Source organism: Microbulbifer sp. ABE4_465 (genome assembly GCF_056160765.1).
The window spans coordinates 446,194-470,082 of sequence record NZ_JBSWXV010000001.1 but is presented as its reverse complement, the minus strand read 5'-3'; the positions used below and the strand labels follow the sequence as shown (position 1 = coordinate 470,082).

Below are 23,889 nucleotides of genomic sequence, written 5' to 3'. Positions count from 1 at the left end.
CCTTATCCCCATAATAACTATCGGCCTGATCGTTATTGCAATGACCACGTTCGTGGTTTCGTAGTTTGTAATAATTTCTTTAATGAATTTCATCGCGCGGCACACTCTCCAGACGAGCTTTCTGTAAAAGCTTGTCCGTGGGTTCGTGCGCGCCGTGAAAAACAATAATGCAAGGAATTATGTAATGAATGTGCAGAAATACTCGCCTATGAAATTGGCGGCTGCGCTGTTGCTTGCTTCGCAAGCCACAGTGAGTTTTGCTGCTGATCCTGTGGGTGTCACTGCGTCTAGCGATGATGGCAATACACCTGAAAATACTCTGGACAACAATCTCTCCACACGCTGGTCCGCCCAGGGTGACGGACAGTGGATCCGATATGACCTCGGAACCAGCTACACCGTCGAGGCTCTTCAAATTGCTTTGCACAAAGGCGATCAGAGAACCGCGACCCTAGATATTCAGACCTCTGCCGACAGCAGCAGCTGGCAGACGGTTTTCTCCGGCGACCAGCCTTCCAGTACCGCGGCGTTGCAGACGTTTGATGTGAACGACACCAGCGCGCGCTACGTGCGCATTGTGGGCTACGGCAACACCTCTAACGACTGGAACAGCATCAGTGAAGTGGACATCACCACCTCAGAAGATGACCCCGGTGATCCGGGCGACCCCGGGTGCCCGGCCTGTGAGCCTGCGGTGGTCGCCACTGCGAGCAGCGATGACGGCAACGGCCCGGAAAATGTTCTGGACGATGACCTGGGAACCCGCTGGTCCGCAGATGGCAGTGGCCAGTGGCTGCAACTGGACCTGGGCCAGTCGCAGGTAGTGGGCAGTGCAAATATTGCATTCTACAAGGGAGATCAGCGCACCTCGTCGTTCGATATCCAGACCAGTGACGATGGTTCCGCTTGGGAAACCGTACTTTACGGCGGTATCAGCAGCGGTAATTCCACTGCGCAGGAAAACTTCTCTCTGTTTGAAACCGAAGCGCGCTACGTGCGCTACGTGGGTTACGGGAATAGCTCGAATTCCTGGAACTCTCTGACTGAAATGAACATCAGTGAAGAGAACGGCAACACCGATCCAGTGGGCGGTGGAAGCAGCAGTAGCAGCAGCGGTGGCAGCAGCAGTGGTGGCTCCGGGAACTGTGAAACCTCCAGCACCGGAAGCAGCGTGACCGTGGGCTGCCTGGAGTATGGCTCTGGCGGCACTCTGCCATTGGCCAACCTCGACCCGTCCGCCGACCCCGATGAAAACTTTGACCTGAGCAAATGGAAGATCACCTATCCGGATGCCAGTGAAGAATACCCTCCGCAAGTGAGCGCCAACGAGTTTTATACGGACAGCGGAACTGGCGCAATGGTATTCCAATGCCCCAACAACGGCGGTTCTACCTCCAACTCATCATACTCCCGCAGTGAGCTGCGTGAGATGCTGAACCAGAGTGCGGGAACCACCAGCCTTGGCAACAACTGGGTAATTTCCACGGCTTCCAGCTCTGACCAAAGCGCTGCTGCGGGCGTGAATGGCAATATGAAAGCCACAATCTCTGTAGACCGCGTATCCGACACCTACGATTCCGGTTCTGAGTGGCGTGTTGGTCGCGTTGTTGTTGGCCAGATTCATGCGTCTGACAACGAGCCGTTCAAGGTGTACTACCGCAAACTGCCTGGGCACACCAAAGGTTGGGTGTACATGGCCTATGAAGATTCCGATACCGAAATCTTCATTCCATTGTTTGGCGAATCCGGCACCAACGAGTACGGCCTGACCTCTACCGTTGAACCAGTGGAAGACGGTATCGAGCTCGGCGAGAAGTGGGGCTACGAAGTCAACGTCGACGGCCGTGAAATGACCGTGACAGTGACCAAGGCCGATGGCACCTGGGCACGTCAGACCATTTTCTGGGCGGAAGAGTACAACGATGACTGGTTCTACTTTAAAGCCGGTTCCTATAACCAAAACAATGGTGGCGACAGCGGCGATTACGCCCAGGTTTCCTTTTACAACTTTGAGGTTACCCACGACGGTGATAGCGGTTCTTCCAGCTCCAGCTCTGGCGGCGGCTCTTCCAGCAGCTCTTCTGGCAGTTCTTCCGGCGGTTCCTCTGGTGGGTCGTCATCCGGTTCCGGTTCTGTTCCGTCTGACCTGATGGAAAACTGCAACCAGTGGAAGATCACCTACCCCACCGGTGAAGAAGATAAAACCTTGTGCGGCGAGCCCAACAACGAGTACTTCTACGTAAACGATGCGGGCGACGGTATGGTGTTTTACGCTCCGATTCGTACCGACAACGGCACCACGCCAAACTCCAGCTACATCCGTTCAGAGCTGCGTGAGCGTGAGCCGGACGGCAGCGTGGATGTTTACTGGACCACGGATGGTCAACACATCGTGTACGTGAAGCAGGCGATCACCCATCTGCCGATGGTGAAAGATCACCTGGTAGCAACGCAGATTCACGGCAATAAAAGTGAAGGTATCGATGACGCTATGGTCCTGCGACTGGAGGGCGATCACCTGTTCCTGAGCTTTAATGGCGGCAAACTGCGGGATGATCTCACCATCAAAACCGGCTACCAGCTGGGCACCACACACGAAATTATTTTCGAAGTGGTGGATGGCCGGCACTACGCCTACTACAGCGAAGACGGCAACCTTGCCAACGCCTTCCTGTCTGGCAATGCCGACCAGTACCTGGTGCGTGACGGTTCCAACGACTATGTGATGGATCGTAGTTACGGGGACGCCTACTTCAAGATTGGTAATTACACGCAGAGTAATGCTGATCGCGAAGGTGAGTTTGCGGATCACCCGGACAATTACGGTGAAGTGGTTGTTTATGATTACTGGATTGACCACCAGTAAGTGACGTGCCCCTCGCGCTGCGGGGGCACTTTCTCGTCATGACGGGGAGTGCGTTTTCGTCATCCCGGGGTTGATCCGGGAACCAGTGCTTCGGTCCGCTGGATACCGGATCAAGTCCGGTATGACGGGTATGCCCTCTTCGTCATCCCCGGCTTGACCCGGAATCCAGTACTTCGGTCCGCTGGATGCCGGATCAAGTCCGGCATGACGGGTATGCCCTCTTCGTCATCCCGGGCTCGACCCGGGATCCAGTGCTTCGGTCCGCTGGATGCCAGATCAAATCCGGCATGACGCTTGTTTAAGATGTATCAGAAGTCCTGTCGCAATGCAGCCGCCGGTTGCACGCGACTTGCCTGGAAGGCGGGATAAAGGGTAGCAATAAGACTCAGCAGGAATCCCGCCCCGACCACCAGCGCAACATCCCCCCACTGCAATTCCGACGGAAGATAATCCACCGGATACACATCAGACTTTAAGAACTGGATACCAAACAGGGATTCCAGCCCCGCCACCGCATCGGTGACCACCAGCGAGCCGAGCACCCCGAGCGCACCACCGACCAGCGCACCCACAAGGCCAACCAGTGCCCCCTGACTGACGAAGGTCAGCAATATTTCTTTGGTGCTCGCACCCATGGTGCGCAAAATCGCGATATCACCGTGCTTGTCGATCACCACCATTACCAGCGTGGAAACCACGTTAAACGCCGCGATAGCAATAATCAGAAATACCAGCAGGCTCACCAGGTTGCGCGACATCTGGATCGCCTGGTAGAGGTTGCCGTGGGTACCGGTCCAGTCGTTACCGTAATAGCCCTCGACCGGGAGTTGATGCAACAGGCCCTGAAATACGGAGAAGGAACGCAGCATATCCTGCATGCGCATCTGCACACCCGCGCCCCCTGCCCCGCCGGCAAGGGCTTTTGCCTGTGCCCAGTCCACGATCGCCAGGGAATGGTCCAGCGCGGTGCCGGAATGGAAAATATCGACGACCTTGAACCCGGCAAGCTGCGCTGCAGAACGCCCGCCACTATTGCCACTGGCACTCTGCGGCACGATCACGGAGAGCTGCTCGCCCACACCGATTTCCAGTTTATCGGCCATGCCTTTACCGAGAATAATACCCGGCTCGGCTGGGTCACCGGTCAGCGCGGTAAAACTGCCCGGCAGTAGAAAATCGCCGATGGTCGAGACATTGACGATGGTTTCCGGGTTTACTCCCTGCACCAGTAACGGCGTCACTTCCAATCCGTTTTTGGCGAGGCCATTTACCTGCCACACTTCTGCAGCAGCGGTAATACCTTCGGCGGCCGCAATCTGATCGCGCAATGCGGTCCAGTTGATATCCGGGTTGGTGTTGTAGACGGTGGCGTGTGGCATGATGCCGAGAATGCGCTCACGCAGTTCGCGGTCAAACCCGTTCATCACCGACATGACAATGACCATCAGCGCCACGCCGAGAATCAGGCCGATCATGGACAGGCCGGAAATAAATGACACCAGTCCGGCGGAGTCCTCGTCGCTGCGCTGGGCGCCTGCGTAGCGCAGGCCGATATAGGCGGGTAATGGCTTAAACATTTTTCACCTTAAACACCGTCGCCTGGTTTCCAGTCTTCTACCAATTCACCATCTACCAGGTGCAGGCAGCGGTCGAGCGCGCCGGCCAGATCCGGGTCGTGGGTAACGATGACAAAGCTGATGCCGGTTTCGCTGTTTAAGCGGTCCATCAGTTTGTGAATTTCCTGGGCAGTAGCGCGGTCCAGGTTACCGGTGGGCTCATCCATCAATACACACGCCGGACGCGCCACCAGTGCGCGGGCGATGGCCACCCGCTGGCGCTCGCCGCCGGAGAGTTGCGCGGGCTTGTGATCCAGGCGCGCACCGAGGCCAACGGCCTGCAACATTTCCGTGGCCGCCGCGCGGGCTTCGGAGACCGGTTGCTTGCCGATCAGGAGCGGCATGGCCACATTTTCCAACGCGTTGAATTCGTTCAACAGGTGGTGAAACTGATACACAAAACCGAGGCTGCTGTTGCGCAACCAGCCGCGCTCGTTGGCATTGAGTGCGGCCAAGTTTTTGCCGCCTACCCAGGCCTCGCCGGAGGTTGGCGTGTCCAGTCCGCCCAGCAAATTCAACAGGGTGGATTTACCGGAGCCGGACGCGCCGACAATGGCGAGACGCTCACCCTTAGGCACCTCCAATTCCACACCCCGCAGTACCGCCAGTTCGTTGGCGCCCTGCCGGTAGGATTTGGAAAGTTGACGACAGGCCAGTACCACATCGGCGGCCGGGTACGGGGTCGATTCTTCCGGGTGTATTTCCACTTGGCTATTCATCTTTTATCTAATCCAGTTTGTGGGCACCACGATCACTCGTAGCGCAGCGCTTCGGCTGGGGCAATTTGTGCGGCGCGCCAGGCCGGGAACAGGGTCGCCAGCAGGCTCATAATGATCGCGGCACTTAACACCATAATGGCATCGCCCAGGCGGAATTCCGACGGCAGGAAGCTGACGAAAAATACCCGCGGGTCAAAAATCTGCGCGCCAATCACGCCTTCTATCCAGGACACAATATCCGTCAAGTTGAGCGCGATCAGGGTGCCGAGCAAACCGCCGACCAGCGCACCGATGATACCTATCGCACTACCCTGCACCACAAACACCGCCATGATCTGGCGAGAGGTTAATCCGAGGGTGCGCAACACCGCGATGTCCGAGCGCTTGTCCGCCACCATCAACACCAGCGCGGAAACGATATTGAATGCGGCCACGGCGACGATGATCATCAGCATCAGCGTCACAACGGTCTTCTCCATTTTGACCGCCTGAAACAGGCTGCCCTGGGAGTGACTCCAGTCTTCGCCGGTAAAGCCTTCCCCAAGGTTTGATGCATACCCCTGCACACGACCGAGGGCGTTATTCATATCGTCAAACTTGAGCTGCAGCCCCTGTACTTTGCCGGGCATGCGCAACAGGCGCGCGGCGTCGTCCAGGTGCATCAGCGCCATATTCTGGTCTACCTGAGCGCCCACGGAGAAAACACCGGCCACGGTAAAACGTTTTGTACGGGGGAAAATACCGGCGGGGGTAATCACCACATCCGGCAGGGTGAGAATGACACTGTCACCGGGCATGACGCCGAGCTGACGCGCGAGAATACGCCCGAGTACGATGTTGTAGCTGCGCGACTCCAGCCCATCCAGACTGCCCACCAGCATATGCTCGCCCACTGCGGACACTTCCCGCAGCGCCGCCGGGTCAACCCCCTGAAACTCCACACCCTGGGATTGATTGTTGGCCCCCAGCAGCGCGAAGCCGCGCACAAATGGACTCGCCGCCTGCACATGTGGCTGCTCGCGTAACCGGGTTGCGATGGCAGGCCAATCTTCGAGGCCGCCCTTCTGCTCCACAAATCCGTGAGGCACAACCGACAGGATGCGGGTTTTCAACTCTCGATCGAAACCGTTCATGACCGAAGTCACCACGATCAGCGCGAATACCCCCAGTGCCATACCCAGGAGGGAGAAGCCATTAATGAAGGAAATAAACTGCTGGCGTCGGCGGGCGGCCACATAGCGCAGGCCGATATAAAGAGGAACAGGTTTTATCATATCGGTGATTTAAGCGGAAAAACGCCAAGAAATCCAAGTATTTAGAGCCGGATGCGCCGCCCCGGTACCAGGTGGCAAGCACTCAGGTTTGGACGACATAATTCAGCGAGGATTCCATTTTGATAGATGTTTATTGAGTTGTTCGATTTTTGCCTTGTCCCAACCGGGTACGGCCAGCAACTGATGCCAGGCACGCACATAGTCTTGCGGCGCATAGCTGTGCCCGTACCCCATCGGTGCGACGCCCGCGTGCATATCCATGGCGAGCTGGAGCATTGTGACAATCGGATACCACTTGAGCTCGGGCGACACATCCCGCGCGCGGGTGCCTTTCATCCAGGCGGGTTCCCGGTAGGCCGCGTTTGGATCAAAGAACACAATGGGGTCGCTGCCGTGCTGAAGGTAGGCGATACGGAAGTGGCCCCAGTTGGCATCCCCGCGGTTGTAACCCTCGAAATGATTGCCGAAGCGAACCACAGCCCCCCCGCGAAATTCGGGTAGCCAGGCGGGCGAGCCCTTGTCCCGCTCTGCGGTCACCATGCGCCAGGTATCACTGCGGAACGGCGGCCCGGTCCAAAGGGCGCCGTGGAACGGATCGTCGATGATGTCGTAAAAATCAAAGGAGCGGTCGGAGTTCAGCGCACCCAGGCTCAGGCCGAAAAGGTACAACTTGGGACGGGAGCCGCCCGGTAACTTGCGCCAGTACCCATAGATTTCCTCAAAAGCCGCCCGCGCTGTCTCGCGACCATAGGCATCCTGGGTCATCAGAGCGATCGGGCTTGGCAGATATGAGTACTGGGCGGCCACACTGGCAACATCGCCACCTAACAGATACTCCACCGAATTGATGGCACCCGGATCGACCCAGCCAGTGCCGGTGGGTGTGATCAGAATCAGGTAGGAGCGCTCGAAGCCCCCTACCCGCTTGAGCTCATCCAGCGCGAGTTTGGCGCGCTGAGCGGGGGTATCGGCAGCGTTCAACCCAACATAGACGCGGACGGGATCCTTGGCGTCGCCGGTGACTTCGGCGATGTCCTTCGCCCTGGGGCGGAGAGACAAATAGCGTCGCCCCTGATGCCCCATATCTTGCCAGCGCACCAGGGAATCCGGGCCGCCCGGCTCCAGTTTGCCGGTAGGTGCTGGCAGATTCGGCGCTTCGCTGGCGTCCAGGCGTTGATAGATACCATCAACCCGGTACAGCGCCTCTTTAATCAGTAACTTGTTGAATACCGCCCAGAACAGCGCTAAAGCGCCGCACAGTGCCAGCAGCCCGGCAATCCGTCGGGGCACCCGGTGCTGGAAGCGGGCGGCCAGAAAATAAAACAAGCGACGAAATACCTTGGCGATCAGTAGCAATACCAGGAACAGCACCACCGCCACCAGCGCGATCACCATGGGGCGGACACCGGGCGCCTCTTCCAGGCCCATCAATGCGCGAACCGAATTCTGCCAGTGGGCGGCCCGCCACAGGAATCCAACTGCGAGTAGCAAACACGCCCCGCTGACCGCCCAGCGCAGCTGGGTGCGGGTCCTGTCACTCAGCGATGGCAGTTCCAAAAACCGCCACAGCCACGTCAGAAAGACACCCACACCGTAGCCTGCCGCTAGTGCAACGCCGGAGATCACCCCCTGGGTGACACCCTCCCGCGGAATCAATGAGGGTGTCAGCGAGAGCGCGAAAAAGATGGTGCCAACCAGCAGGCCACCACTGGTGAAGAAGTGCGCAAACCTCATCCGTGACTGTCCGGTTATCCTTGTTCGAGATTCAGCCTAGCACAGGGCGGTAAAAGACGCCGATCGGTGCGGCACATGAAAAACGTGAAAGATGCCGCGTGTTTCGGCAGAATATCTGGTTTAATCGTGACAACGTCCATAATCAGACTCCAATAATCAGACCGGAGAGCCCCAATGTTCTCAAGCAATCGCATGCGCAACCTGACACTCGCCAGCCTGACCTGTGCCACCCTGTTCGGCACAGCATTCACTCAGGCAGACACCGTTGAAGTCCCCGTTGGCGAACAGGGTTACGCAGCCGAGGCTGACCAGCTGCGCGGCAAGAAACGGGAAAAAGTCACCGAGGAATTCGGTGAGCCGCTCAATATTCAGGGGCCGGTGGGCGAACCAGCCATCACCCGCTGGGAGTATGCGGACTTTTTCGTCTACTTCGAATACGACCGTGTGTTACACACCGTCGCCAAGCACCGGGGCTAAGGCGAAACACGGACAAAAAACGGAATTCAGGCCAAAAAAAACGCGCTCACTTTTCAGTCAGCGCGTTTTTTGTGCCCGAATCTGACGCCCGCGGTATCAGTACAGGAAGGTCGCAGTGCCGGTGGAGATCAGCTCCTGCTTCTCGTTGTACAGCGCCATGCGGGTTACCACCAACTTGTTGCCCACCCGCAGTATCGAACCCTCGCAGACAAACTCCTCCCCACGGCCGGGCTTGAGGTAGTCCACACGCATATCGACGGTACCCAGGCGAGTGAGCCGCTGAACTTTTTCTTCCCAGTCAATGGCACCACCCATGCGCTGGTACGCTGCCACCATCGCAGTAAAACCTCCAACCGTATCCAGCGCCGTCGCGATCACACCGCCGTGCAGGATATTGTGGAAGTGATTTCCGATCAGCTTGGGCGTGCGCTCGAACTTCGCAGACAAGGTCTGCTCGGCAAAATTGAAATCGTGCAACTTGAGTCCAATTTCACGAACAAAGGGCACCTGCTCGAAGATGCCCTCCATCAGTTTGCGAAATTCGTCCGCTGAGGGCTCGGTCACAGGCGCATTACCCGATTGAGACCGTCCAGTGCGGCACTGCGATACGCTTCCGCCATGGTTGGATAGTTAAAGGTGGTGTTGACGAAGAAGTCGATGCTGTTGTTCGGCGCCGGCTGCTTCATGATGGCCTGGCCGATGTGCACGATTTCTGCCGCCTCTGCACCGAAGCAGTGGATGCCGAGAATTTCGTGAGTTTCGATATGGAACAGGATCTTCAGCATGCCCACACGCTCGCCGGAAATCTGTGCACGTGCGGTGTGTTTGAACAGAGCGCGCCCTACTTCGTATGGCACCTTGGCACTGGTCAGTTCCGATTCAGTTTTACCGACGGAAGAAATTTCCGGCAGCGTATAAATACCGGTGGGCGCGTCTTCAATGACACGGTGGCCACGGCCAACAATCGCGGCAGCTACCGCGCGGCCCTGATCGTAGGATGCCGATGCCAGGCTCGGCCAGCCAATCACGTCGCCCACCGCAAAAATATTTTCCACCGAGGTGCAGTAATGCTCGTCTACCGCGAGCTGGCCGCGGTGGTTGGCTTCCAGACCCACGCTCTCCAGCCCAAGGCTCGAGGTGTTGCCGGAACGGCCGTTGCACCACAGCAGAGCATCCGCTGAAATCCGCTTACCGGATTGCATTTCCATCACCACGCCGCGATCACTGCCGGTTACCTTGGCGTACTCTTCCCGGTGGCGAACGGTGACGCCCATATCACGCAGGTGGTAACTGAGCGCGTCGGAGATTTCGTCGTCGAGGAATTCCAGCAGGTGCTCACGGCTGTTGATCAGGTCAACCTTGATACCGAGCGCGGCAAAAATGGAGGCGTACTCGCACCCGATAACACCGGCACCGTAAATGATAATGGCCTGCGGGGTATGCTCCATATCCAGGATGGTGTCACTGTCGTAGACCCTCGGGTGGTCAAAGTCTACGTCCGCCGGCCGATAGGGGCGAGAGCCGGTGGCCACGACAAATTTTTCCGCGGTAATAATTTCCTTGGCACCATCTGCCAACTGCACTTCCACCCGGTTGGCATCGAGAAACTTGGCATCACCGATGATCAGATCTACGCGATTGCGTGCGTAAAAACTGGTATGCATCTCCACCTGGTGATTAATGACCTTGTTCACCGTGCGCATAACCTGCGGAAAGGTCAGGCGACGGGGTTCACCCAGTGCCCGGAATACGCTTTGCGTGTTGTAGCGCATCAGCTGCTTGACCGAATGACGCAGCGCTTTGGAAGGAATGGTGCCCTTGTGGGTACAGTTGCCGCCGACGGCAACGCTGCGCTCAATTACTGCCGAGCGCAAACCTTTTTTGGCGGCGCTCATGGCCGCAGCTTCTCCAGCGGGGCCGGAGCCAATCACTACCAGATCGTATTTGGAATCTGCCATTGAAGTACTGTCTTGGTTTTAATTTACGTTTGCTATCGGGAGCACTGCCGGCCGGCAGTACTCTTCTCCATCCGAATATGTGTGCGCGTATTGATTTTGCCGCTCCCGCTGACCGGCTGCTTACTTGTCCTGCTCGCCCTTCACGGTTGCATCGTAGGCGAGGTCCGCTGCCACAGTCTTAGCCAGCTCGGCCTGGCGTTGACGCTCCTGCTCTTTTTCGCACTCGTCGTCATCACCACCGCAAATATCGCAGTCTTTCTTCATGCCGATCTTGTTCAGTCCACCACAAGAACCTTTGAGCGGCTTGTTCTGGACGATGGCACCCAGTGCCATGCCAGTAATGACCAACAGTACAACAATGAACGCAAGAATATAAATAGTCACGGTTACCTCCCCTGACTTTCAGCCTGATTTGCTAGATAGGGCGCAAAAGCGCTGCTCGCGCGCTCTTCAAACCCGGAATCGGTTTTTACCAGCAGAAAAACCGCCAATTGCTGCTCTTCTGCCAATTTTAACGCAGCCTCCGCACCCATCACATTGAGCGCGGTGGCGTAGCCGTCTGCCATGGCACAGGTGTCCGCGATCACGGTCACCGAAGCAAGCCGGTGCTCTACCGGTCTGCCGGTGCGCGGATCAATGGTGTGCGCGTAGCGTTTGCCATCCCGCTCGTAGTAGTTGCGGTAATCACCGGAGGTCGCAATGCCCTTGCCCGCCACCTGGATCGGCTTCTGAACCACCTGCCCTGCAGATGGCCGCTCGATACCGATCCGCCAGGTCTGCCCGGCGGGATTGACCCCCGCAGTGCGCAGCTCGCCACCGACTTCCACCAGGAAGTTATCAATTCCCTGCTGGAGCAGCAGATCCGCCACGCGATCTACTCCATGGCCCTTAGCAATGGCCGACAGATCGATCTGAACCGGGCGACTACGACTGAGCTGCTGGCCCTTGAGAGTCAGCGCATCGGAGCCGATCTCCGCGCGCAGCGCATCAATTTCTTGTGCTGCCGGTATCGTTTCAGGTTCGGGCTGTGGTCCAAAGCCCCACAGGTTAACCAGTGGGCCAACCGTGACATCAAAAGCGCCACCGCTGTTGCGATAGATCTCCAGCGCCTGCCCGACCACCAATGCCAGATTGGGCGACAGTGCCACCGGCTGTGATACCGGGCCGCCGTTAAAGCGCATCAGTTCAGAATCAGGAATGTAGGTGGACATCTCCTGATTCACTGCTGCCAGCTCGGCATCGATCATGGACTGCAATTCTGCCCGAGCCAGCCCGGTGGGTGCATCCACCACAGTGACGTGGTAGGCGGTGCCCATGGTGGGGCCGGTGAGCTTCCAGACAGACTTTTCCTGGCTACAGCCGGACAGCGCAAAAAGGAAGACGATCAGTAACGCAGCCGAGGCACGGAGCGGAAAGCCGGAATGCACAAACAAAAACAGGGCCGAATACATCGGCCCTGCTTTCGTGGATGTGTTGTCACTTCCAATCATGGGTGATCAGCCACCGAAGTCGTCGAGCAGGATGTTTTCATCCTCAACGCCCAGGTTCTTCAGCATGTTAATCACTGCCGCGTTCATCATAGGCGGCCCACACATGTAGTACTCACAGTCTTCCGGCGCCGGGTGGTCCTTCAGATAGTTTTCGTACACCACGTTGTGGATGAAGCCTGTGTAGCCTTCCCAATTGTCTTCCGGCTGCGGATCCGACAGGGCAATGTGCCACTTGAAGTTGTCGAATTCGTCCTGCAGGCCGTTGTAGTCATCTTCGTAGAACATCTCGCGCAGGGAGCGCGCGCCGTACCAGAAGCTGATCTTACGGGTAGAGTGCAGACGCTTCAGCTGGTCGAAGATGTGGGAACGCATCGGCGCCATACCGGCACCACCACCGATAAAGACCATTTCGTTGTCGGTTTCCTTGGCGAAGAACTCACCGAAAGGACCGTACACACGCATTTTGTCGCCCGGCTTCAGATTGAAGACGTAAGAAGACATCTGGCCCGGCGGAATACCTTCGGTGCGCGGCGGCGGAGTCGCGATACGGATGTTGAACTTAACAACGCCCTTCTCTTCCGGGTAATTCGCCATGGAGTAGGCGCGAACCACTGGCTCGGTGACCTTGGACTCCAGGTTAAAGAAGCCGAAGTGCTCCCAGTCGCCACGGTACTCTTCTTCGATATCGAAATCGGAGAACTTAACGTGGTGGGCCGGCGCTTCCAGCTGAACGTAACCGCCTGCGCGGAAATCTACGTTCTCGCCTTCCGGCAGCTTCAGGGTCAGCTCTTTAATGAAGGTAGCCACGTTCGGGTTGGATTCCACAGTGCACTCCCACTGCTTCACACCAAACACTTCTTCCGGCACTTCAATTTTCATGTCCTGCTTAACAGCAACCTGACAGGAAAGGCGCTTGCCTTCTTTGGCTTCACGGGGGGTGAAGTGCTGCGCTTCGGTGGGCAGCATATCGCCACCACCCTCTTCCACCACACAGATACACTGTGCGCAGGAACCACCACCACCACAGGCAGAAGCCAGGAACAGGTTGTTGGCAGCCAGAGTCTGCAGCAGTTTGCCACCAGCAGGCACGGTAAGGGTCTTCTCACCGTTTACCACAATGTTGACGTCACCAGTGTTCACCAGTCGCGAGCGGGCAGCCAGAATGATGGCAACCAGCGCGATCACGATCACGGTGAACATGCCGACGCCGAAATAAATATCCGTTAATTCCATGTTATTCAACCTCCCCGCTTAAATGTCGATGCCGCCGAAGGACATGAAGCCCAGCGACATAAGACCAACGGTAATGAAGGTGATACCCAGGCCTTTCAGGCCGTTCGGTACGTCGCTGTACTTCATGCGCTCGCGGATACCCGCCAGAGCAGCAATCGCCAGCGCCCAGCCGAGACCGGCACCGAAGCCGTAGGCAACACTTTCACCAAAATTGTATTCGCGCTCCACCATGAACAGAGACGCACCCATGATGGCGCAGTTCACGGTAATCAGCGGCAGGAATACACCCAGAGCGTTGTAGAGCGCCGGTACGTATTTATCCAGGAACATTTCCAGGATCTGTACCAGTGCCGCAATTACGCCGATGTAAGACAGCAGACCGAGGAAGCTCAGGTCCACTTCCGGATAACCGGCCCAGGCCAGTGCACCGTCTTTCAGCAGGTAGGTGTAAATCAAGTTGTTAACGGGAACGGTGATGGTCAGTACTACGATTACCGCAACACCGAGACCAATCGCCGCTTCGACCTTCTTGGATACCGCGAGGAAGGTACACATCCCCAGGAAGAAGGCCAGCGCCATGTTTTCTACGAAAACGGCGCGGATGATGAGAGATATAAAATGTTCCATCGATCAGGCCTCCTGTTGCGCCAACGGCATTTTTGAGTTGGGCGCAATCTTGAACTCGTCCTCTTCCACCTGATCCGGTTTCCAGGCGCGAATTGCCCAGATGAACAGACCAATCAGGAAGAAGGCACTCGGCGGCAGCAGCAGCATGCCGTTCGGTACGTACCAGCCACCGTTGTTCACGGTTTGCAGGATTTCCACACCGAACAGTTTGCCCGCACCAAAGAGTTCACGGATAAATGCGAGGCCGATCAGGATCACACTGTAGCCCAGGCCATTACCGATACCATCGAAGAAGCTGTCCTTGGGACCATGCTTCATGGCAAAGGCTTCCGCGCGACCCATCACGATACAGTTGGTGATAATCAGACCAACGAATACGGACAGTTGCTTGGAGATATCGTAGGCGTAGGCCTTCAACACCTGGTCTACCAGAATTACCAGAGAGGCAATCACGGTCATCTGCACGATGATCCGGATGCTGTTTGGAATCTGCTTGCGGATCAGGGAGACCGCGGTGTTGGAGAAAGCCACCACCGTGGTCAGTGCGATACACATTACCAGCGTCACTTGCAGCGAGCTGGTTACCGCCAGTGCGGAACAGATACCGAGGATCTGCAGTGCAATGGGGTTATTGTTGAATACCGGCTCCAGCAGAGTATCTTTTAATTTCATGCTCATGCTTATGCCTCCCCTGCTTTAAGGTTTTTCAGGAAGGGACCGTAACCGTCAGCGCCAAGCCAGAACTTGACCAGGTTATCGACACCTTTACTGGTCAGGGTCGCACCGGACAGACCGTCGACTTTGTGTTCGGCGTTCGGGCTATTGGGATCTACACTGCCTTTCACAACCGTCAGGTCAACACTGCCGTCAGCGTCGTAGACTTCTTTCCCTTCCCACTGGGATTTCCAGCGCGGGTTGTCCACTTCACCACCCAGCCCCGGTGTTTCCTTGTGCTCGTAGAAACCCAGACCGGCAACGGTGTTCAGGTCTTTTTCCAGAGCGAGGAAGCCGTACAGCTGACCCCACAGGCCGTAACCGCGAACCGGCAGAATGATGCGCTGCATTTCACCGTTCTCTTCCACCAGGTACACCTCTTTGATGTTCTCACGGCGGATGATTTTTGCGGTGTCCTGATCCGCCGGCAGCTTTTCACTGGCGCTGGCGATTTTGGAGGCAGCGCGACCGCTGCCACCTGCCGGCGCTTCGTCAGTGAACTTGCCAGTGCGCAGATCCACGTACTTGATGGTAACGTTGTCGAAGGCTTCTTCGATCGCCTTGCGACTGGTCTGATCCGGCTCGATCAGGCCACCGGCCAGCAGTACGTTCTTCTTCATGTCCAACGCGGCGTTGGCTTCCTGCGTGGGCTTGAGCATCACCGCCGCGGTGGAGACCACCACGGAACAGACGATACACAGTACCAGCGCAACAATCAGAGTACCTTTAACTGAATCTTTATTAGCCACGTGCCAACCTCCGTTTGATATGGGACTGCACAACGAAGTGGTCAAACAGCGGCGCGAACAGGTTGGCGAACAGGATCGCCAGCATCATGCCTTCCGGGAATGCCGGGTTCACCACGCGGATCAATACACACATCACGCCGATGAGAATGCCGTACCACCAGCGACCAGCATCGGTCATGGCGGCGGATACCGGATCGGTGGTCATGAAGATCAGACCGAAGGCGAAGCCGCCCACCACCAGGTGCCAGTACCAGGGCACACCGAACATCGGGTTGGTTTCAGAACCGATGAAGTTGAACATGGTGGCGGTGGCCATCATGCCCAGCAGGGTACCGGCAACGATACGCCAGCTGGCGATCTTCATACCGATCAGGATCGCGCCTGCAATTAGCATTGCCAGGGTGGAGGTCTCACCGATAGAGCCGTGCATGTTGCCCAGGAACGCGTCCAGCCAGGTCAGTTGACCGGTAGGTACGCCCACGGCACCGTTCTGGATGCCTTCGCTCGCCAGGACAGACAGCGCAGTGGCGCCGGTGTAGCCGTCAACGGCAGTCCACACGGTGTCACCAGACATGGCCGCCGGATAGGCGAAGAACAGGAAAGCACGACCGGTCAGTGCTGGGTTGAGGAAGTTTTTGCCGGTACCACCGAACACTTCCTTACCGATCACTACACCGAAGCTGATACCCATCGCCACCATCCACAGGGGCAAGTCCGGCGGACAGGTCAGTGCGAACAGGATGGAGGTAACGAAGAAGCCTTCGTTCACTTCGTGACCGCGAACCGCTGCGAACAGCACCTCCCAGATACCACCGACGACGAAGGTCACCGCGTAGATGGGCAGGAAGTACATGGCGCCGTGGATCAGGTTATCCCAGGCACTGTTGGCATCGTAACCGGACAGAGCGCCGATGATGGCGTGGCGCCATCCGCTCAGATCCACATTTTCCATGCCCGCAATGATGGTGTTGGCCTGGAAGCCCACATTCCACATACCGTAGAACATCGGGATCATGGCGCAGGCCCACACGGTAATCATGATGCGCTTCAGGTCGATACCGTCGCGCACATGTGCGGTGGCCTTGGTGCGGTCCGCAGGCTGAAAGAGACCGGTGTCGATCGCTTCGTACAGCGCGTAGAACTTTTCGTATTTGCCGCCCTTATGGAAATGCGGCTCCATGGAGTCGAGTAGTTTACGCAACATCCTTAACCCTCCTTCTCAATACGGGTGAGGTTGTCCCGCAAAATGGAGCCGAAGTCGTACTTGCCCGGGCACACAAAGGTGCACAGCGCCAGATCTTCTTCGTCCAGTTCGAGAGCACCCAGCTGCTGGGCAACCTGGGTATCACCAACCGCCAGTGCGCGCAGCAGCTGAGTCGGCAGGATATCCAGTGGCATAACACGCTCGTAGGTGCCGATTGGCATCATCGCGCGTTCAGAGCCATTGGTGCTGGTAGTGAAGTTGAACAGCTTGCTCTTCATCAGGCGGCTGATATAGATCGGCAGCACGGAGAAGCGATTCGCACCAGGGGTGAAGTAATGCAGCATCGGGCGCTCGCGGCCCTCTTCCAGCACGCTCACCTGGTTGTGGTAACGACCTAGGTAGCTCAGTGCACCGTTGGCGGTACGACCGCCGAATACGGAGCCGGAGATTACACGGTTGTCACTGCCTTCGGTCTCACCCGCGACCAGCGCTGTCAGATCCGCGCCCAGACGAGTGCGCAGCAGACGCGGCTTGGTCACCCGCGGGCCACCCAGGGCAACCACCCGGTCGGTGTACAGCTTGCCGGTTTCGAACAGCTTGCCCACGGCAATCACGTCCTGGTAACCGATGGACCATACCTGGCGACCGGGCTTGACCGGGTGCAGGTAGTGAATATGGGTACCGGACAGGCCAGCAGGGTGCGGGCCAGCAAAGGCTTCGCGCTGAATGCTGGCGGCACTCGGAACCGGGATATCCGCATCCGGCGCGGTGCAGACAAAGGTCTTGTCGGCCAGCTTGGACAGGATCTCAACACCCTGGGCAAACGCATCGCGCTGCTCGGCGATGACCACAACCGGGTCAGCCGCCAGCGGGTTGGTGTCCATGGCATTGATGAAGAGCGCAGAAGGCTGGGCGTCGAGGGCCGGCACCTTGCTGAATGGGCGGGTACGCAGGGCAGTCCAGAGGCCGGACTCCACCAGGTTTACGCGTACCTGCTCTGCGGTCAGGGTGGCGAGCTGGTCAGCGCTGTAGCTGGCAAACTGCTCGGCTTCGTCCCCTTCCACTTCGATCACGACGGACTGCAGTACACGGCGTACGCCGCGGTTGACTGCAACCACACGGCCGGCGGCCGGGGCGGTGTAGCGAACACCGTCTGTCTTCTTATCAGTGAACAGCAATTGTCCGAGTTTGACGCTATCCCCTTCCGCAACTGCCATGGTGGGCTTCATCCCGTTGTAATCGGGACCGATCACCGCAACAGTCTTGGCTGCAGGGCCATCATAGATGACCTGCTCGGGCGCGCCGGATATGGGTAAATCCAATCCCCGACGGATCTTTCTCATACGCCTGTGCCTAGTTCTAAGTTGGTAGATTTAGTAGGTTTTAAAAATTTCTGGGCCTTTTGGGCCCGGAAGAAAAGGAAACCCGGAGCGGGGGCTTAAGCCTTGGAGAGCCTGACACAAGCCTCGAGGTGTACCGCAAAAAGAGCAGCCACACATCGACGGCCACTGGTCCCGGCGCGTCTGGCCGGTCGGCACCTATCAGGTATGTAAGAAAAAGTCACTCACAGCCGGGATGCAAAGATCCGCTATTGCCTTCGCAACCCGCAATCTTTGCGCAAGAATTCCCGGCGCACAGCAGCCCCGCAAAATCGCGCGCATTATAAGGATGGGACCGGGGGTTTACCAGAGCAGATAGGGCCAAATAGCCCCAAGATGAGGAATTTTTTGCTGAAAAAACAACGACTTTAGTTGGAGGCGCCACCACTGGCCGGACCACCAGCGGTGGCGCGGGAATAATCTGCCTGGCCAGCGGCCCTGCCGATTACCCCCACTGATGCGGATTGCCCGCTCAGTCCTTCTTCGGGAACAACTCGTAGCGGACCCCTGCCATATCCTCAAGACAGCGTACGACCTGACAGCTGTAGCCGAACTCGTTGTCGTACCAGCAGTAGAGTACCGCGCTGTCACCATCTACGATGGTGGCAATGGAGTCGAATACACAGGCGCGACGGGAGCCCACGAAATCGCTGGACACCACTTCCGGGGAGTTGGTGAAGTCAATCTGCTGGCGCAGCGGCGAGTGCAGCGCCACATCGCGCATGTAGTCGTTCAGCTCTTCCTTGGTGGTTTCCTTGCCCAGGCGCAGATTCAGGATCGCCATGGACACGTTCGGGGTCGGCACGCGGATGGCGTTGCCCGTGAGCTTTCCTTTCAGCTCCGGCAGCGCCTTGGATACTGCCTTGGCGGCCCCGGTCTCAGTCAGCACCATGTTCAGCGCCGCAGAACGGCCACGGCGCTCGCCTTTGTGGTAGTTGTCGATCAGGTTCTGGTCGTTGGTGTAGGCGTGCACGGTTTCCACGTGACCATGCTCAACACCGTACTTGTCCATCATCGCCTTCAGCACCGGCACGATGGCGTTGGTGGTACAGGACGCAGCGGACAGAATCTTGTCGTCCGCGGTGATATCGCCGTTGTTGATACCGTATACGATGTTCTTCAGGTCGCCCTTGCCCGGCGCGGTCAGCAGCACCTTGCCGGCACCCTTGCTCTCCAGGTGCTGGGAGAGACCTTCTTCATCGCGCCACACGCCGGTACTGTCAACGATCAGGGCATTGTTGATGCCGTGCTGGGTGTAATCCACTTCCTGGGGGGAGTTGGCGTAGATCACCTTCACTTCGTTGCCGTTGCAGATCAGAGTGCTGGTCTCTTCGTCGACGCGAATGGTGCCATTGAAGGCGCCGTGTACCGAGTCGCGACGCAGCAAGGACGCGCGCTTGACCAGATCGTTGTCGGCCTTACCTTTGCGCAACACGATGGCGCGCAAACGCAGCACATCGCCACTACCGGCCTTCTCAATCAGCAGACGCGCTACCAGGCGGCCGATGCGGCCGAAACCATAGATCACGACGTCCTGAGACTGCGGCAGCGGCTTGCCAGCGCCGGAGGCGTCAGACAGCTCGTCGCGCACAAAGTCTTCGATGGACAGCCCGCGCTGATCGCGCATGTATTTGTTGGTGAGGGTTCCCAGGTCGATATGTACCGGGCCCAGCTCCAGCTTGCAGATGGCCTCCAGAACCGGATAGGTCTCAAACTCAGACAGCTCGTTCTCTTCCACCTGGCGCACAAAGCGATGCGCCTTCATGATGCTGAGCACGGAGCGGTTCACCAGGTTTTGGCCGTACATATAAATGCCGACGTTGCTTTCCCGGTTGAGCTTGCCAATCATCGGAATCATGGATTCCGCCAGCGCTTCACGCGCTTTCCAGTCCTTGAAAAAGTCAGCGGGCTTCGGTCGCTTCTGAGTCACAGTCAGACACCTCTGCAAAGTAAAAATTGGGGCTTGCCAGGGTCGGAGAATTTCACCGAACGTATCACCAAGGATGGCTCAAAATTCTGCCTCCAACCGGAAGGCGGGCGAATTATGTGTATTCACCAGAGGCCGCGCAACAGGGCAAAAAACAGCCTAAAAACTGTAGTTAAACTACATTTCCCGCCAGGGAAAACGCTGCTTTCAATCGCGCTGGATGAACACCCGACCAGGCACCCGTTCCAAGCTGCCGAACCCGAAACCTGCAACGGTCACGGTTCACCGCTACAATACGCCCCCTCCCCGGCCAGCAGTGGTCAGAAAGCACGGAATTATAAGGAAAGATGAGTCAGCTCCCCCCTTTGTCCCCACCCGCATTTCGCAACCAGAATGACCGACAATTCTGGGGTCAACTGCACGGCGCCAGCGCCGCACTGGCCATCCTGAACGCCGCACGTGCCAGCACTGCGCCTACCCTGCTGATTGCTCGCAACAGCCAGGAAGCGCACCAACTTGAGGTGCAGCTGAAATTTTTTAACAAGCCGCGGCGAGATGGGGATGCCGACGGCACCGGCGAAGGGCTGAACATTTTCCAGTTCCCGGACTGGGAAATTCTGCCCTACGACACCTTCTCACCACACCAGGACATCATCTCGGACCGGTTGGCCACGCTCTACCAATTGCCGCAGATGGGCAGCGGCATAGTCATCGTGCCGATCAGCACCCTGCTCCACCGGCTAGCCCCCAAAGACTATGTCGCAGGGAATGCACTGATCCTCAGGGAGGGACAGAAATTCGATCTGGACGCCCAGCGCAAACTGCTGGAACAGGCGGGTTACCACTGCGTGGATACGGTGTACGAACACGGCGAATTCGCAGTGCGCGGCTCGCTGATGGATATCTTCCCCATGGGCAGCAACCTGCCCTACCGCATCGATCTGTTCGATGACGAAATCGAATCCTTGCGCACCTTCGATCCGGAAGATCAGCGCACCGTGGACAAGGTTGAACAGATTCACCTGCTGCCCGCGCGGGAATTCCCCATGCACAAGCCGGCGCTGGCGAAATTCCTCGAGCGCTGGCACGGACAGTTCGATTGCGACCCGGGCCCGGTTTCCATTTACCAGGACATCAGCGCCGGAATCGCCCCGGCGGGTATCGAATATTATCTTCCGCTATTTTTTGACAAGTGCGCGAGCCTGTTCGATTACCTCCCGGACAACAGTCAGGTATTCATTCAGGGCGACCTGCAACAGCCGGTGGAGTCCTTCTGGCGGGAAGCGGAAAACCGCTACCAGAGTCGCCGTGGCGATCTGACCCGACCAATTCTGGAGCCGCGTCAGGTACTGCTGAATATCGATGAATTCTACGGTGCACTGAAAAGCCTGCCGCGCGCCTTTTTCTCCAACGAGTCGCTGCCGGAGGCGGAAGGCAACTACAACTTTGCCACCACAAAGCCACCGAGCCTGCCGGTGGACGGAAAATCCGAGCAACCGCTGAAAGCGCTCGAAGCGTATTTAATGGAATACAAAGGCCGCGTGCTGTTCTGTGCGGAAAGCGGCGGTCGCCGCGAGGCCTTGCTGGAGCTGTTACACGGTATTCGACTGAAGCCAAAAACCATTCGCTGCTGGCAGGACTTCCTCGACAGCGACGATCGATTTGCGATTACCGTTTCCCCCATCGACCAGGGCATGCTGCTGGCCGGTCCGGACCTGAACCTGATCGCAGAGCCGCAACTTTTCGGCGACCGGGTGCTGCAGCAACGCCGCCGGCGCAAGGCGAAAGAAGACGCGGACAACGCGGTCAAAAACCTGGCAGAACTGCGTATCGGCGCACCGGTGGTGCATATCGATCACGGCGTGGGCCGCTATAAAGGACTGCAAAGCCTGGATATTGACGGCCAGCAGGCAGAATTCCTGACACTCGAGTACGGCGACGGCGCCAAGCTGTATGTGCCAGTCGCCAGCCTGCACCTGATCAGCCGCTACTCCGGCGCCGACGAAGAGCTGGCCCCACTGCACAAACTGGGCAGCGAAACCTGGCAGAAAGCCAAACGCAAGGCCGCGGAAAAAGTCCGCGATGCCGCCGCCGAGCTGCTGGATATTTACGCGCGCCGCGAAGCCCGTGTCGGGCACGCCTTTGGCGACCCGGGCTTGGCGTACCGGGAATTCGCCTCCGGCTTCCCATTTGAGGAAACCCCGGACCAGCAGCTGGCCATCGAAGCGGTGGTCGGCGATATGCTGTCCGACAAGCCCATGGACAGACTGGTGTGTGGCGACGTGGGCTTCGGTAAAACCGAAGTCGCCATGCGCGCCGCTTTTGTCGCCGCCCACGGTGGCAAACAGGTCGCGATGCTGGTGCCCACCACCCTGCTCGCGCAGCAACACTTCCAGTCCCTGCAGGATCGCTTTGCGGATTGGCCGCTCGGTATTGAGGTGATCTCCCGCTTCCGCAGCAATAAGGAAGTGGAAGCGATCAAGGAGCGCATTGCGGAAGGCAAGGTCGACATCCTGGTCGGCACCCATAAGTTGCTGCAGAGCGACCTCAAATTTAAAAACCTGGGCCTGCTGATTATCGACGAGGAACACCGCTTCGGTGTGCGCCAGAAAGAAAAGCTGAAGAGCCTGCGCTCCGAGGTGGATATCCTCAACCTTACCGCCACCCCGATTCCGCGCACCCTGAATATGGCCATGGCCGGCATCCGCGACCTGTCCGTGATCGCCACACCGCCAGCGCGGCGCCTGTCGGTGAAGACCTTTGTGCGCGAGCGCGACGACGCACTGATCAAAGAGGCGATCCTGCGGGAAATCCTGCGCGGCGGTCAGGTGTACTTCCTGCACAACGAGGTGAAAAGCATCGAGCGCATCGCGCGGGAGCTCCAGGAACTGGTGCCGGAAGCCCGTATCGGTATCGGCCACGGCCAGATGCGCGAGCGCGAGCTGGAACAGGTGATGAGCGACTTCTACCACAAGCGCTTCAACGTGCTGGTGTGCACCACCATCATCGAGACCGGTATCGACATCCCCACCGCCAATACGATTCTGATCGAACGCGCGGACAAGTTCGGCCTGGCCCAGCTGCACCAGCTGCGCGGCCGGGTGGGCCGCTCCCATCACCAGGCTTATGCCTACCTGCTGACCCCCAACAAGCGCGCCATGACCGGCGATGCGGTCAAGCGCCTGGAGGCCATCAGCGAGGCCCAGGATCTGGGGGCGGGCTTCACCCTGGCCACCCACGACCTCGAAATTCGCGGCGCCGGCGAGCTGCTGGGCGAAGAACAGAGCGGCCAGATCCAGAGCGTCGGCTTCAACCTGTATATGGAAATGCTCGACCACGCGGTGAAAGCGATCCGCGAGGGCCGCACGCCGAATATCGACGAGCCGCTGGAATCCCCCGCCGTGGATGTGAACCTGCGCGTGCCGGCACTGATACCGGACGACTACCTGCCGGATGTACACAGCCGTCTGATCATGTACAAGCGCATCGCCAACGCCGAAGACAAAGACGCGCTCAAGGAGCTGCAGGTGGAAATGATCGACCGCTTTGGCCTGCTGCCGGAACCAGTCAAACATCTGTTCCGCATCACCGAGATCAAGCTGAACGCCAACAAGATGGGGATCCGCAAGCTGGAGGCCTCCGCCACCGGTGGACGCATCGAGTTTGCCGACAACGCCAATGTGGACCCGCTGACCCTGGTGAAGCTGGTGCAGACCCGCCCCACCACCTACCGGTTACAAGGGGCCAACCAGCTCAACTTTGTCCTCGACGAGAGCGGCCCGGAGCAGCGTCTGCAGCAGGTCAACGACGTGTTGCAACAGCTGTCTCAATAGCGGCACCGGCGGCAGATCCCGCCGCCAAAGGGTGCTAACATGGTTGAATTATTCGCCAGCGCCAGCCTCTGGCAACACCATAAAAGCGG

General features: G+C 58.0%; 18 protein-coding genes. 3 read left to right on the top strand and 15 right to left on the bottom strand.

Features of this window, described 5'->3' with window-relative positions; translation table 11 throughout:
- The first annotated feature begins 184 nt into the window (after positions 1 to 184).
- The gene (locus tag ACXAG1_RS01870; protein WP_475118766.1) at positions 185 to 2,866 is read left to right on the top strand and encodes a polysaccharide lyase family 7 protein; all 2,682 of its coding nucleotides are present in this window, start codon (positions 185 to 187) and stop codon (positions 2,864 to 2,866) included.
- A 308-nt stretch (positions 2,867 to 3,174) separates the two neighbouring features.
- On the opposite strand, the gene ACXAG1_RS01865 is transcribed toward ACXAG1_RS01870, so the two are convergent.
- The 4 genes from ACXAG1_RS01865 to ACXAG1_RS01850 form a co-directional block, all read right to left on the bottom strand.
- Positions 3,175 to 4,443 carry a lipoprotein-releasing ABC transporter permease subunit gene (locus ACXAG1_RS01865; protein WP_475093124.1) on the bottom strand — a complete coding sequence of 423 codons (1,269 nt, stop codon included), beginning with the start codon at positions 4,441 to 4,443 and terminating at the stop codon, positions 3,175 to 3,177.
- Positions 4,444 to 4,451: 8 nt separating this feature from the next.
- Positions 4,452 to 5,201, bottom strand: a complete 750-nt coding sequence (gene lolD / locus ACXAG1_RS01860) for a lipoprotein-releasing ABC transporter ATP-binding protein LolD (protein ID WP_475118765.1) — start codon at positions 5,199 to 5,201, stop codon at positions 4,452 to 4,454.
- 32 nt (positions 5,202 to 5,233) lie between these two features.
- A complete protein-coding gene (locus ACXAG1_RS01855; protein WP_475093126.1) occupies positions 5,234 to 6,475 on the bottom strand; it encodes a lipoprotein-releasing ABC transporter permease subunit in 1,242 nt (413 codons plus the stop codon).
- A 102-nt stretch (positions 6,476 to 6,577) separates the two neighbouring features.
- Positions 6,578 to 8,209 (bottom strand): alpha/beta hydrolase, encoded by a 1,632-nt coding sequence (locus ACXAG1_RS01850; protein WP_475093127.1) that lies wholly within the window; start codon positions 8,207 to 8,209, stop codon positions 6,578 to 6,580.
- A gap of 174 nt (positions 8,210 to 8,383) precedes the next feature.
- Here ACXAG1_RS01850 and ACXAG1_RS01845 point away from each other — a divergent pair, with 174 nt between their 5' ends.
- Entirely contained in the window at positions 8,384 to 8,686 is a 303-nt protein-coding gene (locus tag ACXAG1_RS01845; RefSeq protein WP_475093128.1) for a hypothetical protein, read from the top strand.
- Positions 8,687 to 8,782: 96 nt separating this feature from the next.
- On the opposite strand, the gene ACXAG1_RS01840 is transcribed toward ACXAG1_RS01845, so the two are convergent.
- The 11 genes from ACXAG1_RS01840 to ACXAG1_RS01790 form a co-directional block, all read right to left on the bottom strand.
- Entirely contained in the window at positions 8,783 to 9,250 is a 468-nt protein-coding gene (locus ACXAG1_RS01840; protein ID WP_475118764.1) for a thioesterase family protein, read from the bottom strand.
- Positions 9,247 to 10,644 (bottom strand): Si-specific NAD(P)(+) transhydrogenase, encoded by a 1,398-nt coding sequence (gene sthA, locus ACXAG1_RS01835; RefSeq protein WP_475093130.1) that lies wholly within the window; start codon positions 10,642 to 10,644, stop codon positions 9,247 to 9,249. Before sthA ends, ACXAG1_RS01840 begins: the two co-directional genes overlap by 4 nt.
- A 120-nt stretch (positions 10,645 to 10,764) precedes the next feature.
- The gene (gene nqrM / locus ACXAG1_RS01830; RefSeq protein ID WP_475118763.1) at positions 10,765 to 11,028 is read right to left on the bottom strand and encodes a (Na+)-NQR maturation NqrM; all 264 of its coding nucleotides are present in this window, start codon (positions 11,026 to 11,028) and stop codon (positions 10,765 to 10,767) included.
- A gap of 2 nt (positions 11,029 to 11,030) precedes the next feature.
- Complete coding sequence (locus tag ACXAG1_RS01825) at positions 11,031 to 12,095, bottom strand: FAD:protein FMN transferase (protein WP_475093132.1); 1,065 nt, start codon at positions 12,093 to 12,095, stop codon at positions 11,031 to 11,033.
- Positions 12,096 to 12,140: 45 nt separating this feature from the next.
- Positions 12,141 to 13,367 carry an NADH:ubiquinone reductase (Na(+)-transporting) subunit F gene (gene nqrF / locus ACXAG1_RS01820; RefSeq protein WP_475093133.1) on the bottom strand — a complete coding sequence of 409 codons (1,227 nt, stop codon included), beginning with the start codon at positions 13,365 to 13,367 and terminating at the stop codon, positions 12,141 to 12,143.
- 18 nt (positions 13,368 to 13,385) lie between these two features.
- Positions 13,386 to 13,994 carry an NADH:ubiquinone reductase (Na(+)-transporting) subunit E gene (nqrE, locus tag ACXAG1_RS01815; RefSeq protein ID WP_043316477.1) on the bottom strand — a complete coding sequence of 203 codons (609 nt, stop codon included), beginning with the start codon at positions 13,992 to 13,994 and terminating at the stop codon, positions 13,386 to 13,388.
- A gap of 3 nt (positions 13,995 to 13,997) precedes the next feature.
- On the bottom strand, positions 13,998 to 14,666 hold the full coding sequence (locus tag ACXAG1_RS01810) for an NADH:ubiquinone reductase (Na(+)-transporting) subunit D (protein ID WP_475093950.1): 669 nt from the start codon (positions 14,664 to 14,666) through the stop codon (positions 13,998 to 14,000).
- An 8-nt stretch (positions 14,667 to 14,674) separates the two neighbouring features.
- The gene (locus ACXAG1_RS01805) at positions 14,675 to 15,457 is read right to left on the bottom strand and encodes a Na(+)-translocating NADH-quinone reductase subunit C (protein WP_475118762.1); all 783 of its coding nucleotides are present in this window, start codon (positions 15,455 to 15,457) and stop codon (positions 14,675 to 14,677) included.
- Positions 15,450 to 16,661, bottom strand: coding sequence for an NADH:ubiquinone reductase (Na(+)-transporting) subunit B (locus ACXAG1_RS01800; RefSeq protein WP_475093135.1), 1,212 nt, complete (start codon positions 16,659 to 16,661; stop codon positions 15,450 to 15,452). The genes ACXAG1_RS01805 and ACXAG1_RS01800 overlap by 8 nt, the downstream gene beginning before the upstream one ends.
- 2 nt (positions 16,662 to 16,663) lie before the next feature.
- Positions 16,664 to 18,004, bottom strand: coding sequence for a Na(+)-translocating NADH-quinone reductase subunit A (locus ACXAG1_RS01795; protein ID WP_475093136.1), 1,341 nt, complete (start codon positions 18,002 to 18,004; stop codon positions 16,664 to 16,666).
- 508 nt (positions 18,005 to 18,512) lie between these two features.
- On the bottom strand, positions 18,513 to 19,976 hold the full coding sequence (locus ACXAG1_RS01790; protein WP_475093951.1) for a glyceraldehyde-3-phosphate dehydrogenase: 1,464 nt from the start codon (positions 19,974 to 19,976) through the stop codon (positions 18,513 to 18,515).
- Between the two features lie 338 nt (positions 19,977 to 20,314).
- On the opposite strand from ACXAG1_RS01790, the gene mfd reads away from it, so the two are divergent.
- Positions 20,315 to 23,800, top strand: a complete 3,486-nt coding sequence (gene mfd / locus ACXAG1_RS01785) for a transcription-repair coupling factor (protein ID WP_475118761.1) — start codon at positions 20,315 to 20,317, stop codon at positions 23,798 to 23,800.
- Positions 23,801 to 23,889: the final 89 nt, after the last annotated feature.

What these genes read in the sequence shown, in the direction of transcription:
- ACXAG1_RS01870 (WP_475118766.1), top strand. Translation starts at nt 185, where the DNA reads ATGAATGTGCAGAAATACTCGCCTATGAAATTGGCGGCTGCGCTGTTG.
- ACXAG1_RS01865 (WP_475093124.1), bottom strand. Translation starts at nt 4,443, where the DNA reads ATGTTTAAGCCATTACCCGCCTATATCGGCCTGCGCTACGCAGGCGCC.
- lolD (WP_475118765.1), bottom strand. Translation starts at nt 5,201, where the DNA reads ATGAATAGCCAAGTGGAAATACACCCGGAAGAATCGACCCCGTACCCG.
- ACXAG1_RS01855 (WP_475093126.1), bottom strand. Translation starts at nt 6,475, where the DNA reads ATGATAAAACCTGTTCCTCTTTATATCGGCCTGCGCTATGTGGCCGCC.
- ACXAG1_RS01850 (WP_475093127.1), bottom strand. Translation starts at nt 8,209, where the DNA reads ATGAGGTTTGCGCACTTCTTCACCAGTGGTGGCCTGCTGGTTGGCACC.
- ACXAG1_RS01845 (WP_475093128.1), top strand. Translation starts at nt 8,384, where the DNA reads ATGTTCTCAAGCAATCGCATGCGCAACCTGACACTCGCCAGCCTGACC.
- sthA (WP_475093130.1), bottom strand. Translation starts at nt 10,644, where the DNA reads ATGGCAGATTCCAAATACGATCTGGTAGTGATTGGCTCCGGCCCCGCT.
- ACXAG1_RS01825 (WP_475093132.1), bottom strand. Translation starts at nt 12,095, where the DNA reads ATGTATTCGGCCCTGTTTTTGTTTGTGCATTCCGGCTTTCCGCTCCGT.
- nqrF (WP_475093133.1), bottom strand. Translation starts at nt 13,367, where the DNA reads ATGGAATTAACGGATATTTATTTCGGCGTCGGCATGTTCACCGTGATC.
- nqrE (WP_043316477.1), bottom strand. Translation starts at nt 13,994, where the DNA reads ATGGAACATTTTATATCTCTCATCATCCGCGCCGTTTTCGTAGAAAAC.
- ACXAG1_RS01810 (WP_475093950.1), bottom strand. Translation starts at nt 14,666, where the DNA reads ATGAAATTAAAAGATACTCTGCTGGAGCCGGTATTCAACAATAACCCC.
- ACXAG1_RS01800 (WP_475093135.1), bottom strand. Translation starts at nt 16,661, where the DNA reads ATGTTGCGTAAACTACTCGACTCCATGGAGCCGCATTTCCATAAGGGC.
- ACXAG1_RS01795 (WP_475093136.1), bottom strand. Translation starts at nt 18,004, where the DNA reads ATGAGAAAGATCCGTCGGGGATTGGATTTACCCATATCCGGCGCGCCC.
- mfd (WP_475118761.1), top strand. Translation starts at nt 20,315, where the DNA reads ATGAGTCAGCTCCCCCCTTTGTCCCCACCCGCATTTCGCAACCAGAAT.